This is a genomic window from Streptomyces sp. NPDC014801, from assembly GCF_043082085.1.
Lineage (GTDB): Bacteria > Actinomycetota > Actinomycetes > Streptomycetales > Streptomycetaceae > Streptomyces.
In genome coordinates this window covers 128521-143335 of record NZ_JBIBXG010000004.1, presented here as the reverse complement: position 1 = coordinate 143335, position 14815 = coordinate 128521, and the positions used below count along the sequence as shown (strand labels likewise).

The following is a 14815-nucleotide window of genomic DNA, read 5'->3' as shown; positions in this document are numbered from 1 at the left end:
GTACGCTGGTGTACGCCGAAGAATCGAAGTCTTCGTTAACCGATGAGCAGGGAGCCGACGTGTCCGCAGTCGCACCCGACGGACGCAAGATGCTGCGCCTGGAGGTCCGCAACAGCCAGACCCCCATCGAGCGCAAGCCCGAGTGGATCAAGACCCGGGCGAAAATGGGTCCCGAGTACTCGAAGATGCAGAACCTCGTGAAGAGCGAGGGCCTGCACACGGTCTGCCAGGAAGCCGGCTGCCCCAACATCTACGAGTGCTGGGAGGACCGCGAGGCCACCTTCCTCATCGGCGGCGACCAGTGCACCCGGCGCTGCGACTTCTGCCAGATCGACACCGGCAAGCCCGAGGCCCTCGACCGCGACGAGCCCCGCCGCGTCGGCGAGTCCGTCGTCACGATGGACCTGAACTACGCCACCATCACCGGCGTCGCCCGCGACGACCTGGAGGACGGCGGCGCCTGGCTGTACGCCGAGACCGTGCGCCAGATCCACCAGCAGACCGCGCACCGTGAGGGCGGCCGTACCAAGGTCGAGCTGCTGGCCCCCGACTTCAACGCCGTTCCCGAGCTGCTGCGGGAGGTCTTCGAGTCCCGCCCCGAGGTCTTCGCGCACAACGTCGAGACGGTGCCCCGGATCTTCAAGCGGATCCGTCCCGGCTTCCGCTACGAGCGCTCCCTGAAGGTCATCACCGAGGCCCGCGACTTCGGCCTGGTCACCAAGTCCAACCTGATCCTCGGCATGGGCGAGACCCGCGAGGAGGTCAGCGAGGCGCTGCACCAGCTGCACGACGCCGGCTGCGAGCTGATCACCATCACGCAGTACCTGCGCCCGTCCGTGCGGCACCACCCGGTGGAGCGCTGGGTGAAGCCGCAGGAGTTCGTGGAGCTGAAGGAGGAGGCCGAGGAGATCGGCTTCTCCGGTGTGATGTCCGGCCCGCTGGTCCGCTCCTCCTACCGCGCCGGCCGTCTCTACCAGATGGCCATCGAGCAGCGGGAGTCCGCCGCTCCGCAGCGAAGCGGTGGGGTCGTCGCCGCTCAGGCGGTGTGAGCGCTTTCGGCGCGAGTCCAACCGTGTGAATTCACGCACAAGTTACTACTGGCCAGTAGCGGCCGGTTCGACGCGGTCCTGACCGTCCTCGCAGATGAGGGCATACGTCAGGGCCGCGTCCGCGTTTTCACCGGGCGCATCAAGGTTTCATGTGCGTTTGACCGGTCGGTCACGCCCTGGTAACACCAAACAGTGACATTGGTATCACGCCCCGTACACCCATCCCGAGGGGGGACCTCGACGATGCAGGCCGCGCCCGTTCGCGCCACCGCCATCCCGTCCTTCACCGACGCCCTGCGCGCGGTGGAGTCGCTGTTGATGAGCGGCGGTCAGCGCACCGCCCGCCGCAACGCCTGGACGTCCGTCCTGGAGGACCGCCGCCGGGCCAAGGACCGCGTGGAGGCCGAGCGCTTCCTCCAGCAGGTCACGGCGTCGCGCCCCTGACCGACCGCGCTCGCGGCTCAACGGGCCCGGGTGGGCGCGACCTGCCGGCCCGGGTCCTCGCGCCCTCCGGGCACGGGCCGCCGGGCCCCTCCCGCCGCCGGCCGCCGGGCACTGCCGTCGTAGCCGCTCCCGGGGCCACGTAGACTTCGTGGCATGGCGAGGAAGGAAAACGCAGCGGACGCTGCGAACGCAGGGCGACTGAAGCAGATCGCTCTCACTTACAAGATGACCCGTCGGGCCGACAAGAAGATCGGTCTGGTACTCGCGGCTGTCGGCATCATCACCTTCGGTGTCTTCCTCGCGATCGGTTTCCTGATCGGTCACCCCATCTATCTCGGCATCCTGGGCCTGCTGCTCGCCTTCCTCGCGACGGCGATCGTGTTCGGCCGCCGCGCCGAGCGGGCCGCCTTCGGGCAGATGGAGGGCCAGCCCGGCGCCGCCGCGGCCGTCCTGGACAACATCGGCCGGGGCTGGACGACGACACCGGCCGTGGCGATGAACCGCAACCAGGACGTGGTGCACCGCGCCGTCGGCAAGGCCGGCATCGTGCTGGTGGCCGAGGGCAACCCGAACCGCGTGAAGACGCTGCTGGCGGCCGAGAAGAAGAAGATGAACCGCATCGTCGCGGACGTGCCCGTGCACGACGTGATCGTGGGCACCGGCGAGGGCCAGGTCGAGCTGAAGGAGCTGCGCACCACCCTGCTGAAGTTCCCGCGCGTCCTCACCGGCCCGCAGGTCACCGCGACCAACGACCGCCTGCGCGCGCTGGGCGACCTGATGAGCAACATGCCGCTGCCGAAGGGCCCGATGCCCAAGGGTATGCGCCTGCCGAAGGGCGGCCCCAAGGGCCGCTGAGCCGTCGCATACGACGAAGGGGGCGCCCGGTGATGCCGGGCGCCCCCTTCGTCGTAAGAACCGGACCGGCGGCGGGCTAGATCCGCACCTCGACGGTCTTGGCCAGCCGGTCGTGCAGGCCGCGGCCGTCGCGGTCCCAGATCAGGGCGGGGATCGCCAGGCACAGCAGCACCGTGCGCAGCAGGGAGCGCAGCGGGTTGACCGTGCCGGTCTCCAGGGCGAGCACCCGGATGCCGAACAGGCGCTTGCCCGGGGTGAAGCCGACCGTGCCGACGGTCAGGGCGCTCAGCAGGAAGAAGACCAGGAGCGTCCAGTTGCTCGTGGCGGGCACCCGGTACCCGTGCGTGATCAGGCTGTATGCGATCAGATAGCTCAGGCCCCAGTCGACGGCCAGGGCGCCGAGCCGCCGGCCGGGCCGGGCGAGGGAGTTCGGACCGCTCTCCGGCAGACCGAGCTGCTCGCCCCGGTAACCGAAGTCGGCACCGGCGTCCTCCATGGCCGCGCGGGGCCCGGACAGCCATGATCCGATTGCTTGCCTGTTGTCCACCCGTACACGGTACTGCGCCCGCTTATGCCCGGGGCACGGCGGGGTGTGTCCGGCGCTAGCCTGGAAGCCGGGGCGGTTAACTTCAGCGAAACAAATGGGTCACGCCCGAGAAATCACCCGTCCCTAGGGTCGAGTGGAGCGTGTGCCACCGCACTGGCCGCACGACCGATCAACCACCCCCGGCGAGGCGGTCGGGAGTAGGAGGAGCTGGATGTTCCAGAACGCCGACGAGGCCAAGAAGTTCATCGCGGACGAGGACGTCAAGTTCATCGACGTCCGCTTCTGCGACCTGCCGGGTGTCATGCAGCACTTCTCGCTGCCGGCGGAGGCGTTCGACCCGGACGAGGAGCTCGCCTTCGACGGTTCGTCGATCCGCGGCTTCCAGGCCATCCACGAGTCCGACATGGCGCTGCGCGCCGACCTGTCGACCGCCCGGGTAGACCCGTTCCGCCGGGACAAGACCCTCAACATCAACTTCTTCATCCACGACCCGATCACGGGCGAGCAGTACTCCCGTGACCCGCGCAACGTGGCGAAGAAGGCCGAGGCCTACCTCGCCTCCACCGGCATCGCCGACACGGCGTACTTCGGTCCCGAGGCGGAGTTCTACGTCTTCGACTCCGTGCGCTTCAAGACCTCGGAGAACGAGTCCTTCTACCACATCGACTCCGAGGCCGGCGCCTGGAACACCGGCGCCCTCGAGGACAACCGCGGCTACAAGGTCCGCTACAAGGGCGGCTACTTCCCGGTCCCGCCGGTCGACCACTTCGCCGACCTGCGCGCCGAGATCTCCCTGGAGCTGGCCAAGGCCGGTCTGCAGGTCGAGCGCCAGCACCACGAGGTGGGCACGGCCGGCCAGGCGGAGATCAACTACAAGTTCAACACGCTGCTCGCGGCCGCGGACGACCTGCAGCTGTTCAAGTACATCGTGAAGAACGTCGCCTGGCGCAACGGCAAGACGGCGACCTTCATGCCGAAGCCGATCTTCGGCGACAACGGCTCGGGCATGCACGTGCACCAGTCGCTGTGGAGCAACGGCGAGCCGCTGTTCTACGACGAGGCCGGCTACGCGGGCCTGTCGGACACCGCCCGCTACTACATCGGCGGCATCCTCAAGCACGCCCCGTCGCTGCTGGCCTTCACCAACCCGACGGTGAACTCCTACCACCGTCTGGTGCCGGGCTTCGAGGCGCCGATCAACCTGGTGTACTCGCAGCGCAACCGCTCCGCCGCGATGCGCATCCCGATCACGGGCTCCAACCCGAAGGCCAAGCGCGTCGAGTTCCGTGCGCCCGACTCCTCCGGCAACCCCTACCTCGCCTTCTCGGCGCTGCTGCTCGCGGGCCTGGACGGCATCAAGAACAAGATCGAGCCGGCCGAGCCGATCGACAAGGACCTGTACGAGCTGGCTCCCGAGGAGCACGCGAACGTCGCCCAGGTCCCGACCTCCCTCGGCGCCGTCCTCGACCGCCTCGAGGCCGACCACGAGTTCCTCCTCCAGGGCGACGTCTTCACGCCGGACCTGATCGAGACGTGGATCGACTTCAAGCGCGCCAACGAGATCGCCCCGCTGCAGCTGCGCCCGCACCCGCACGAGTTCGAGCTGTACTTCGACGTGTGATCGACCCACGCGCCCGCGTGAGCGGCGCGTGAGAGCGTCCGGCGCCCCCGTCTCCCCCTCCCGGGAGGCGGGGGCGCCGTCGTCGGTACGATGCGGGCACGTACATGACACGGGGGGTGTTTCCCATGCCCGAACTCGACGACTTCGACCGGGAGTTCGATCACCGCTGGGCACGCGCGGCCGAGCACAAGGAGCCCTCGGCGCGGGCCCGGATGCTGGCCGCGCGCTGGCGGGAGAACCCGCCGGACCCGGTCCCCTTCCGCGCCGACCCCGACCCGGTACGCCCCCGCCGGTCGTCCTGGTCGTCGACGGCGATGGTCTTCGGCTGCGTCCTCGCCGTGATCGTCCTCCTGGGCTGGTCCCAGCTGCGAGCGGGGTACTGAGGTGCCGGGTCCCGCTCTGACCGGTGAGGCCGCGGCGGCCCTGCTCGCGGAGGGGACTCCCCTGGCGGACGCGCTCGACGTGCACGACCCACGGGCCTGGCTCGCGCTCGACGCCGGGGTACGGCAGAGCCAGTGGTCCGGCGGCCTGCAGCGCAGGGAGTACACGACCCGGCTCGATGATCCCGGGATGCTCGACGAGCCCCGGCTCGCCCTGGCCCTCAGCCACCGCGACGGCCGCATACGCCGCCGGGCCCTCGCCTTCGCGGCCGGCCGGCCCGTCCTCCTGCCGCTCGTCGTGATCCGGGCCGCCGACTGGGCCGAGCCCGTACGGGAACGGGCCCGGAAGGTGCTGGACGACGCCCTCGACCTGGACACCGCCGTGGCCCTCGCCCCGCTGATCCTGCTGGTCGGACGCCGCCATCGGGGCGATCACGCCGTCGATCTGCTCACCGCGGCGCTGCGGGCGGCGCCCGTCGAGCGGCTGGCCCCGCTGCTCCGCCACACCGACCGGGCCGTACGCCGTTTCACCCACCGGCTCGCCGTGGACGCCCGCATGCTCCCGGCCGCCGAGCTGGCCGCGACCGCCGCCCGCGACGACGACGTGGTCGTGCAGCGCCTGTGCTCCGACGCCGCGCTCGCCGCCGTGGCCGAGGGCCGCGGCACCGTCGACGAGGTGCTCGCGCCGCTGCTCGCCGCCCGCAACCCGCACGCGCGGGCGACCGGCGTCACCGCGCTCAGGCGGGCGGGACGGCCCGAGCGGGCCGAGGCCTTCCTGGCCGACCGGTCGGCCCTGGTGCGCGCCTGCGCCCGCTATGTCGTACGGCAGTACGGCACCGCCCCGCTGCCCTGGTACCGGCACCGGTGCGCCGCACCCGGCGATCCCGCGCTGCCGCCCGGCGCGGTCATCGGGCTCGCGGAGTGCGGGGAGCGGGCCGACGCCGCGCTGCTGCGGCCGCTGACCGCACATCCCGACCCGCGGGTGCGGGCCCAGGCGGTGGCGGGCCTGCGCGTCCTCGACGTGGACGTACGCGATCTGTGGCCCCTGCTGGAGGATCCGTCGGCCGGTGTGGTGCGCGAGGTGACCCGCGCCCTGCTGCCCTCCTCCCGCTCCCTGGACCCGGAGTGGCTGGCCGGCCTGCTCGCACCGGAACGGCCCGGGGCCACGCGGATCGCGGCCGTGCGCCTGCTGGACGCGTACGCCGGACCGGTGCGGCTGCGGGCCGCCGCCGCGCGGGTGGACGACCCGGACGAGCGGGTGCGGCGGTGGGCGGTGGCCGTGGTGGGCTAGCCCGGGGGCGGGCCGCGTCCGGCGGGGACGTTTTGCCTGTGCTGGGGCCGTTCGGGGGGCCTTCATGGGTGGGGGCGGGTGCACACTGGCAGTGGGGCGAGTGCTGCCTGACTGCGGGGTGATGCGAGATGCAGAGCCGCTTTGCGAGCGACCGGCGGCTGACCGTACGGATGTCGGTCACGCTGTTCCTGCTCGGGCTGCTGTACGTGGGGTTCGTGGCGGCGCTGATCGTGCTGCTGCGGTCCTGGGTGCTGGTCGTCGTCCTGGTCGGGGCGATGTTCGTGGCGCAGTTCTGGTTCTCCGACCGCATCGCCATGTACGCGATGCACGGGCGGGTCGTGGAGCGGGAGGAGTATCCCGAGCTGCACGCGGTGGTCGACCGGCTGTGCGCGATCGCCGACATGCCCAAGCCGGTGGTCGCCGTGTCCGAGATGGACATGCCCAACGCGTTCGCCACCGGACGCAACCCCGACCACGCCGTGGTCTGCGTGACCACGGGCCTGCTGCGCCGGCTGCAGCCCGCGGAGCTGGAGGGCGTACTCGCCCACGAGCTGTCGCACGTGGCGCACAAGGACGTCGCCGTGATCACCGTCGCGTCCTTCCTCGGGGTGATCGCCGGGCTGATCGTGCGGTTCGCCTTCTACTCGCAGGTGCTCGGCGGGGGCCGGCGGGACCAGAACACCGCCGCGGTCTTCGCCGCCGTCATCGGTGTCGCGGCGGCCGTGTACGCGATCAGCTTCCTGCTCATCCGGGCCCTGTCCCGCTACCGGGAGCTGGCCGCCGACCGCGCCGCGGCGCAGCTGACCGGGCGGCCCTCGGCGCTGGCGTCCGCGCTGACGAAGGTCACCGGGGACATCGCCCGCATCCCGACCAAGGACCTGCGCACCGCGCAGGCCTTCAACGCCTTCTACTTCACCCCGGCGACCGGCAAGGAGCCCGGCATCGAGCGGTACTTCTCCACCCACCCCACGCTGCAGCAGCGGCTGGACCAGCTGGGCCGGATCTCCGCCGAGCTGGGTGAGGCCCAGGCGCCCGGGAAGGCGGGCTGAGCATGGGCCTGCTGGACATCCTGCTCGGCCGTACGAAACCGGTCGCGCCCGATCTGGACCAGCTGTTCGCGCTGCCGTCGGCGGCCGTCACCCTGGAGGCGGCGGCCTCCTTCACGCCGACCGGGCAGGGCGCGGTGTGCTTCGCGACCGTCGAGGGCGCGGCGTTCGAGCAGACGCACCGGGAGGTGCAGGCGCTGCTGGACGCCGACACGGACCGCGCCGGACCGCCGGTGCGGCTGACGCAGGACGCCTACGGCTACTCCTGGCTGGTCTCGCACCGCTCCCCCGACGAGCTGCCGCAGCTGGTCAACGATCTGCACGCGGTGAACAGCTCCATGGAGGTCAACGGTTTCGGCCCGCAGCTGCTGTGCTCATTGGTCGGCTTCCGCGACGACCGCGACCGCCGGCTGGCGCTGGTGTACCTGTACAAGCGGGGCACGTTCTACCCGTTCGCGCCGCTGCCGGAAACGGCCGAGCGGCGCGACAACGCGCTGGAGCTGCAGATCAGGGCCGCCCTCGCCGGCGACCTGCGGATCGAGCAGGACCTCGGCCGCTGGTTCCCCGTGTGGGGCGCCCCCGGGCTGTGAGCCACGGGGGCGGCCGGCGGGCGGCTCTCCGGTTCCATGGGGCCGGTCCCATGGGGTCCGGTTCCATGGGGCCGGTTCCATGGGGTCCGGTTCCATGGGGTCCGGTTCCATGGGGTCCGGTTCGGTGGTTTCCGAGTCGGTCGTGTCCGGGTCGGTGGTGTCCGGGTCGGTTACTTGGTGCGTTCCTGGCGGCGGGCCTCGAAGGGGCGCTCGCGGCGGTAGCGGCGCTCCCACTTGGCCTGCTGGTCCCGGCGGGCCTTGTACGCCCGGTAGGTGGCGGGCGCGGAGCCCGGGGCCGCCGGGGGCGGTCCGCTCGACGACGCCGAGGAGCCCCACCCGTAGCGCACGGACAGGTAGAGCAGAGCCACGGCGGCGAGCCACCAGACGGGGTTCGTGAAGCCCAGGACCACCAGGACCGCGGTCGCGGCCATGACGATGGTGCCCATACGAGGAGGGTAGGGATCGCGGCGAAGCCCGCGCATCCACTTTTCGCCCGCGTGCGTCCGCAGGTGCGCGGCGACTCGGCGGAGGGCGGTGCCGGCAGGGGGCCGGTGCGGGCGGGGGCGTCGGTGCCGGTGCAGCACCCGGCACCGACGGGGAGGGGCGGTCCTTGCGCAGGTCGCGGTGGCGACGGGCGTCGCGGTGTCCGGGGTCGCTCCCTCGTGCCGTGTGCGTCCTGGCCTGCGCCACCTCCTGTTCGCAGTGAACGGCCGGGACCCGCGCGCGTGCACGCCGGGTACGGCGAACGGGTGACGCCGGGCGGGCGCGGGCGCGGCACCCGAGCGCCGGCGAAGGGTTCGCACCGCGGGCGAGGAGCGCGGAGAGGGGCCGTTGTCAGTGGTGTCCGCAAGGATGGTGGGACAGGCACCCGTGGGGACGGACGGAGGCGTGATGAGCGGGCGGGTACGGCACATCGACGTGGCGGAGCGGCGGGCGCGGCTGGCCGTGCGGCACCGGCTGGCCGGGGCGGCGCGGGCCGCGACACCCGAGGAGGTGGCCGACGCGCTGGTCGCGCTGCACGGCACCGATCCGGCGACGGTGTATCTGGCGGTCGGGGCGCGGCTGGCGGATCCGGCGGGCACGGTGGCGCAGACCGAGCGGGCGCTGTACGAGGACGGCTCGCTGGTGCGGATGCACGGGATGCGGCACACGGTGTTCGTCTTCCCGACGGCGCTGACCGCCGTGGTCCACGCCTCGACCGGTATCGCGGTGGCCGCCCGGGAGCGCGCCTCGCTGCTGAAGGGCATGGCCGCGGCGGGCGCCCCGGACGCGGCGTGGCTGAAGGAGGTCGAGGAGTCGACGCTGGCGGCGCTGGCCCGGCGCGGCCAGGCCACGGCGGCCGAACTCGCCGACGACGAACCGCGGTTGAAGACGCAGTTCACCTACGCGGCCGGCAAGAGCTACGAGGGGGTGCACACGGTCTCGTCGCGCCTGCTGCGGGTGCTGGGCGTGGAGGGCAAGGTGGTGCGGGGCCGTCCGCTCGGCTCGTGGACGTCGAGCCAGTTCCGCTGGGCGGTGGCCCCCGAGCATCCGGAACTGGACGTCGCGAGCGCGCAGGCGGAGCTGCTGCGGCGCTGGCTCGCGGTGTGCGGCCCGGCCACGGAGACCGACCTGAAGTGGTGGACGGGCTGGCGGGTGACCGAGGTGCGGCGGGCGCTGGCCGCGATCGGGGCGCGTGAGGTGGCGCTGGACGAGGGCGCGGGCTGGGTCGTCGAGGGCGACGAGGAGCCGCCCGGCGAGGATGCGGGTGAGCCGTGGGCGGCGCTGCTGCCGGCGCTGGACCCGACGGCGATGGGCTGGCAGCAGCGGGACTGGTGCCTTGCCCCGGCCCTGCGCCCCGCGTTGTTCGACCGGAGCGGGAACGTCGGGCCGACGGTGTGGTGGGACGGCCGCGTGGTGGGCGGCTGGGCCCAGCGGCCGGACGGGGAGATCGTGTGGCGGCTGCTGGAGAAGGACGGCGTGGGCCGTGCGGCCGAGGCGGCGATCGCGGCGGAGGCGGAGCGGCTGCACGGCTGGGTGGGCGCGACCCGGGTGACCCCCCGCTTCCGTACGCCGCTGGAGCGGGAGCTCGCCGCCGGCTAGCGGACCGGATCCCGGGCGCCGCCACGGGGGGCGGCACCCGGGTCACCTGCACACCCGCACCGCGGGGCCGCCGGGTCACCAGCTCACCGGCTCACCGGCGCCCCGCACACCGGGTCACCGGACACCCGGTCACCGGGTCACCGGATCACCGGATCACCGGCGGCACCGCTCGAGAACGGGGGACCGGCAGCACCGCATGAGAACGGGTCACCGGCAGTAGCGCATCAGCGCGCGCACCATGTGGCAGGTGGTGTCGGACGGCGGGTGGACGCCGATCTGCTCCGCCGTGCTGCGTATGGTCTCGTTGCGCGCCTGGTTCGGCACGTAGACGCCGGAGTCGAGCAGGGCGATGGCCAGCCGCATGGCCTTCAGGCGCCGGTTGTGCGTGATGTACCACTCGCGCGGGCGGCCGGGCGGCAGCGGACGCTTCGTCGTCGGCTGGTAGGGCGAGTCGAACAGCACGGGGTGCTGCGCGGTGGACTGGGTCGGCAGCGGCTTGCGGGCCGCCTTCGGGTGGAGTGCGGCAGCGGGCACAGGCATCCTCCTGTCGCGGTCAGGGAACCTCCGGACGGACCCCGGCGATTCCCTCGAACACTGCGTCAATTCTACCGCCCGGCACTGACATTGGGGGGTGCGCGAAGGGGCGCAAAGCAGCAGGTGGAGACGGGAATTGGCGCCGCGTCACCGCTGGTCGAGGAGAGGCGCGTGGGGCGGCAGAAATATCGAACAGAACCTGCCCCGGCGGACGACGCGCACCCTGCCCCCGCCCCGCCGCGCCGGGTAGCGTGGCGGCATGGAAATCTGGATCAACCCGGCCTGCTCCAAGTGCCGCAGCGCCATCAGCCTGCTCGACGCCGAGGGCGCCGACTACACCGTCCGCCGCTACCTGGAGGACGTGCCGAGCGAGGACGAGATCAGGGCCGTACTGGAGCGGCTGAACCTGGAGCCGTGGGACATCACGCGCACCCAGGAGGCGGACGCCAAGGAACTCGGTCTGAAGGACTGGCCGAAGGACGACTCCGCCCGCGACCGCTGGATCAAGGCCCTGGCCGAGCACCCGAAGCTCATCCAGCGCCCCATCATCACGGCGGACGACGGCACGGCGGTCGTCGGCCGCACGGAGGAAGCGGTCCGCGACGCCCTGTCCCGCTGAGGCGAAGGGCGGCAAGTCCGCTGTGACGCAGGCCACTTCACCGGCTCGCGTGACTGCTGAGTAACTCCGTTCGGTATCTCGTACATAGCGGCGTACGCTCCCCTACCTCTTCAGGAGGCGCGCATGTCGCGCAGGAGAACGCTCAGTACGAAGAAGAAGCTCGCGCTGCTGGTCACCGCCGCGGCGGTGGCCGGCGGCGGCGCCTTCGCCATGGCGAGCACCTCGAACGCCTCCCCGCCGCCGCGGACCCTGTCCGGCGACGCGGGCGTGTGCCAGGGGCTGGCCACCGCCCTGGGCAACAACCAGAAGTTCATCGACGGTCAACGGGCCAATCCCGACGCCCAGTCGGGGGCGCGGATCGCCAACCGCCAGGCGGTCATCGAGGAGATCAAGCGCAAGCAGGCGGCGTCCGGGTGCACGGTCGGGGAGTCGGCTCAGGACTCCCAAGCCGGGCAGACCGGACAGCAGGCGGGACAACAGGCGGGACAACAAGCGGGGCAGCAGGCGGGGCAGCAGGGCGGCGGCCAGGCCGGACAGCAGTCGGCACCGCCCTCGCAGGCCGCCGGCGCGGGGAAGAACGGCGGCGGTGCGGCCGCCTCCGGACAGCAGGTGTGCAACGGCTCGACGGTCACACTCTCCGGCGAGGGCGGTGCCCCCGCGGCGTCCAGCAACCAGTTCCCGGCCGGGACGAAGCTGAAGGTGACCAACCTGGACAACAACAAGTCCACGACGGTGCAGGTCACCTCGGTCTCCGGCAGCTGTGTCCTGCTGAACAACGCGGCCTTCGAGCAGGTCCGCGAGCCCGGCAAGTTCCTGATCCGCCGGGCGCTGATCGAGAAGGTGGGGTGAGGTCCGTAGACGAATCCGAAGCCTCAGTCGCTTGAGTCGCTCAGAAATCCGCTGAGGCGGCGGCCCAGGTCCCGGGGCGCGGACTGCGGCAGCGCGTGGTGGGAGACGTCCGGCACGACCTCCACCCGCGCATGCGGCAGCAGTTCCCCGGCCCGGGCCGCCACCTCGTGCGGATCGTGGGTCCCGCTGTTCCGGGCCAGGAGCAGCAGGACCGGCATCTCCAGGCCCCGCAGCGCCTCGGGCGCCGGGCGGGGGCCGGTCACCGGCTTGACGGAGGGGAAGCCGGTGGCCGCCTCCTGCAGCCGCAGCCAGTCGGGGTCCGGCTGCGCTCCCCGGGCCTCCCACAGCAGGAAGGCGCGGGTGCGGCGGGGCGTGGGGCGCAGCAGCATCGGCAGCGCGTGCAGCAGATACGCCGCCTTGTACCCGGCGAAGACCTGAGTCGGGTCCAGGAGGAACAGGCGGCGTATCCGGCCGGGCGCGTGCAGGGCGTAGTGCGTGGCGATCCACGCGCCGTAGGAGTGCGCGCCGAGGTCGGTCTCGCGCACGCCGAGGCCGTCCAGCAGGGCGTCCAGCCAGTGGGCGAGGTCGGCGGCCGTACGGGGGTGGCGGCCGGCGGCCGGCTCGCTGCGGCCCGGGGCGCCGGGCAGGTCGGCGGCGTACACGCGCCGGATCCGGGCCCATTCGGCGGCCTGGGCGTACCAGGACGCCGAGGTCGCGCCTCCGCCGCCGGGCAGCAGGACGAGCGGGGGTGCGCCGGCCGGTCCGCAGACGTTGACGTACGTCCGGCCGAAGGGCGTGGGGACGACCGTCGTCTCGCGTTCGGCCGGCCACTTCGCCATGACCTTGTCGTACGCCGCCCGGAACTCCTCGGGATCGAACCGCCCGCTCACACCGACCGCCTCCTCGTACCGCCGTCCCCTATTATCTCGCTCAGCGAGACTCTTGCCGAACGAGACGATAGCGGAGGCCGGCCGTGGTGTCCCGGGAACCGGAGATGGAGATCGTCCACCTGCTGCGCGCGGTGGCCGTGGAGCTGGGGCTGCACAGCGCCCGCTTCGCGCAGCGCCACGGCATGCACCCGACCGACGTGCGGGCGCTGATCGCGCTGATGGACGCCGCGCGGGCGGGCGAGGAGATGACGGCCGGGCGGCTCGGCGCCGAGCTGGGGCTCAACTCGGCCGGGACCACCGCCCTCATCGACCGGCTGGAGCGGGCGGGGCATGTGCGCCGCACGCGCGGCCGCGAGGACCGGCGCAAGGTGGTCGTCGAGGTGGACGAGCGGGCCGTGGAGCTGGGCCAGGCCTTCTTCGGGCCGCTCATCGGGCGCACGGTGGAGCTGCTGCGCGGGTACGACGACCGGGAGCGGGCGGCGATCCGCGGCTTCCTGACGGGCGTACGGGACGCCGCCGCTCAGGACGGCCGCACCGCCGGCGGCCCGAGCCCGGACGCCACCGGCCGCCCGCACCCGGGCGCCGCCCCTCCCCCGCACTCCGGCGCCACCGGCCGCCCGCGCCCCGGCGCCACCCCTCCCCCGGACCCCGCGGCCGAGTGATCCCGGCGCGTCGCATGATCCCGCCGCCTCGCCTGATCCCGCCGCCTCGCCTGATCCCGGCGCATCGCATACGACGGCGGTCCGTGAACCCCCGCGGCCGCCGACGCCCCTGCCCCGCCCCCGCCCACGCCCCCATGCGTGAGTCGCGCCACACCACCCCCAGGTAACACGGGGTTCACATTCGAGCAATGGACGGGAAATCGCCTGTTGACAGTCTGCCGACATCCACCGCGGCGCCCAGTGCCGCAGCGCCGCAGCACCCGCAGTGCGCCTGACCCACCCCGAAGGATGTGGCCCCGATGACCTTCAAGGCTGAGTACATCTGGATCGACGGCACCGAGCCGACGGCCAAGCTCCGTTCCAAGACGAAGATCATCACGGGTGCCCCCGCCGGCCTGGACGCGCTGCCGATCTGGGGCTTCGACGGCTCCTCCACCAACCAGGCCAAGGGCCACTCCTCCGACCGCGTGCTCAAGCCGGTCTTCACCTGCCCCGACCCGATCCGCGGCGGCGACGACATCCTCGTCCTGTGCGAGGTCCTGAACATCGACATGACGCCGCACGAGTCCAACACCCGTGCCGCGCTGGCCGAGGTCGCGGAGCGGTTCGCGGACCAGGAGCCGATCTTCGGCATCGAGCAGGAGTACACCTTCTTCAAGGACGGCTACCCGCTCGGCTTCCCCAAGGGCGGCTTCCCGGCCCCGCAGGGCGGCTACTACTGCGGCGTCGGCGCCGACGAGATCTTCGGCCGTGACGTCGTCGAGGCGCACCTGGACAACTGCCTGAAGGCGGGCCTGGGCATCTCCGGCATCAACGCCGAGGTCATGCCGGGCCAGTGGGAGTTCCAGGTCGGCCCGCTCGCCCCGCTGGAGGTCTCCGACCAGCTGTGGGTGGCCCGCTGGCTGCTGTACCGCACCGCCGAGGACTTCGACATCTCCGCGACCCTGGACCCCAAGCCGGTCAAGGGCGACTGGAACGGCGCCGGCGCGCACACCAACTTCTCCACCAAGGCGATGCGCGAGGGCTACGACGCGATCATCACCGCCTGCGAGGCGCTCGGCGAGGGCTCCAAGCCGCTCGACCACGTCAAGAACTACGGCGCCGGCATCGACGACCGCCTGACCGGCCTGCACGAGACCGCCCCGTGGGACAAGTACTCCTACGGCGTCTCCGACCGCGGCGCCTCGGTCCGCATCCCGTGGCAGGTCGAGAAGGACGGCAAGGGCTACATCGAGGACCGCCGTCCCAACGCCAACGTCGACCCGTACGTGGTGACGCGGCTGCTCGTCGACACCTGCTGCGCCGCGCTGGAGAAGGCCGGCCAGGTCTGATCCGCCCGCTCGCATCCCCGGGGGC

16 protein-coding genes and 1 pseudogene are annotated in these 14815 nt (G+C 72.3%); 13 read left to right on the top strand and 4 right to left on the bottom strand.

Annotated elements, in window-relative coordinates; translation table 11 throughout:
• Window positions 1–59 precede the first annotated feature (59 nt).
• The 3 genes from lipA to ACF1AL_RS10120 all read left to right on the top strand — a co-directional run bounded on the left by lipA (window position 60) and on the right by ACF1AL_RS10120 (window position 2348).
• Complete coding sequence (gene lipA, locus ACF1AL_RS10130) at window positions 60–1049, top strand: lipoyl synthase (protein WP_391660856.1); 990 nt, start codon at window positions 60–62, stop codon at window positions 1047–1049.
• Window positions 1050–1292: 243 nt separating this feature from the next.
• Window positions 1293–1493, top strand: coding sequence for a hypothetical protein (locus ACF1AL_RS10125; protein WP_366836038.1), 201 nt, complete (start codon window positions 1293–1295; stop codon window positions 1491–1493).
• A gap of 153 nt (window positions 1494–1646) precedes the next feature.
• On the top strand, window positions 1647–2348 hold the full coding sequence (locus ACF1AL_RS10120; RefSeq protein ID WP_391825767.1) for a DUF4191 domain-containing protein: 702 nt from the start codon (window positions 1647–1649) through the stop codon (window positions 2346–2348).
• 76 nt (window positions 2349–2424) lie between these two features.
• On the opposite strand, the gene ACF1AL_RS10115 is transcribed toward ACF1AL_RS10120, so the two are convergent.
• Window positions 2425–2895, bottom strand: coding sequence for an RDD family protein (locus ACF1AL_RS10115; protein ID WP_366836040.1), 471 nt, complete (start codon window positions 2893–2895; stop codon window positions 2425–2427).
• Window positions 2896–3106: 211 nt separating this feature from the next.
• Between ACF1AL_RS10115 and glnA the strand changes: the two genes are divergently transcribed.
• The 5 genes from glnA (at window position 3107) to ACF1AL_RS10090 (ending at window position 7823) form a co-directional block, all read left to right on the top strand.
• The gene (gene glnA / locus ACF1AL_RS10110) at window positions 3107–4516 is read left to right on the top strand and encodes a type I glutamate--ammonia ligase (protein ID WP_366836041.1); all 1410 of its coding nucleotides are present in this window, start codon (window positions 3107–3109) and stop codon (window positions 4514–4516) included.
• Window positions 4517–4641: 125 nt separating this feature from the next.
• A complete protein-coding gene (locus ACF1AL_RS10105; RefSeq protein WP_391697724.1) occupies window positions 4642–4899 on the top strand; it encodes a hypothetical protein in 258 nt (85 codons plus the stop codon).
• A gap of 1 nt (window position 4900) precedes the next feature.
• Window positions 4901–6187, top strand: coding sequence for a hypothetical protein (locus ACF1AL_RS10100; protein ID WP_391825766.1), 1287 nt, complete (start codon window positions 4901–4903; stop codon window positions 6185–6187).
• A gap of 128 nt (window positions 6188–6315) precedes the next feature.
• Window positions 6316–7236: a zinc metalloprotease HtpX gene (htpX, locus tag ACF1AL_RS10095; RefSeq protein WP_366836043.1), complete on the top strand. Its 921-nt coding sequence runs from the start codon at window positions 6316–6318 to the stop codon at window positions 7234–7236.
• Between the two features lie 2 nt (window positions 7237–7238).
• Complete coding sequence (locus tag ACF1AL_RS10090; protein WP_391825765.1) at window positions 7239–7823, top strand: hypothetical protein; 585 nt, start codon at window positions 7239–7241, stop codon at window positions 7821–7823.
• Window positions 7824–7993: 170 nt separating this feature from the next.
• Here ACF1AL_RS10090 and ACF1AL_RS10085 read toward each other — a convergent pair whose 3' ends face one another.
• Window positions 7994–8269, bottom strand: coding sequence for a hypothetical protein (locus ACF1AL_RS10085; RefSeq protein ID WP_366836045.1), 276 nt, complete (start codon window positions 8267–8269; stop codon window positions 7994–7996).
• A gap of 445 nt (window positions 8270–8714) precedes the next feature.
• On the opposite strand from ACF1AL_RS10085, the gene ACF1AL_RS10080 reads away from it, so the two are divergent.
• Window positions 8715–9905, top strand: coding sequence for a winged helix DNA-binding domain-containing protein (locus ACF1AL_RS10080; RefSeq protein WP_391825764.1), 1191 nt, complete (start codon window positions 8715–8717; stop codon window positions 9903–9905).
• A gap of 207 nt (window positions 9906–10112) precedes the next feature.
• Here the strand turns inward: ACF1AL_RS10080 and ACF1AL_RS10075 are convergent, their stop codons facing one another.
• The gene (locus ACF1AL_RS10075) at window positions 10113–10439 is read right to left on the bottom strand and encodes a hypothetical protein (protein ID WP_366836047.1); all 327 of its coding nucleotides are present in this window, start codon (window positions 10437–10439) and stop codon (window positions 10113–10115) included.
• 259 nt (window positions 10440–10698) lie between these two features.
• Here ACF1AL_RS10075 and ACF1AL_RS10070 point away from each other — a divergent pair, with 259 nt between their 5' ends.
• Window positions 10699–11058, top strand: a complete 360-nt coding sequence (locus tag ACF1AL_RS10070) for an arsenate reductase family protein (RefSeq protein WP_391825763.1) — start codon at window positions 10699–10701, stop codon at window positions 11056–11058.
• A gap of 123 nt (window positions 11059–11181) precedes the next feature.
• Window positions 11182–11907 (top strand): hypothetical protein, encoded by a 726-nt coding sequence (locus ACF1AL_RS10065; RefSeq protein ID WP_391825762.1) that lies wholly within the window; start codon window positions 11182–11184, stop codon window positions 11905–11907.
• A 23-nt stretch (window positions 11908–11930) separates the two neighbouring features.
• Here ACF1AL_RS10065 and ACF1AL_RS10060 read toward each other — a convergent pair whose 3' ends face one another.
• Window positions 11931–12746 carry an alpha/beta fold hydrolase gene (locus ACF1AL_RS10060; protein WP_391825891.1) on the bottom strand — a complete coding sequence of 272 codons (816 nt, stop codon included), beginning with the start codon at window positions 12744–12746 and terminating at the stop codon, window positions 11931–11933.
• Window positions 12747–12901: 155 nt separating this feature from the next.
• Between ACF1AL_RS10060 and ACF1AL_RS10055 the strand changes: the two are divergent.
• Both ACF1AL_RS10055 and glnII read left to right on the top strand, forming a co-directional pair.
• A pseudogene (locus ACF1AL_RS10055) lies at window positions 12902–13330 on the top strand (MarR family winged helix-turn-helix transcriptional regulator); the annotation flags it as partial.
• A gap of 428 nt (window positions 13331–13758) precedes the next feature.
• Window positions 13759–14790, top strand: a complete 1032-nt coding sequence (gene glnII / locus ACF1AL_RS10050) for a glutamine synthetase (RefSeq protein ID WP_366836051.1) — start codon at window positions 13759–13761, stop codon at window positions 14788–14790.
• Window positions 14791–14815: the final 25 nt, after the last annotated feature.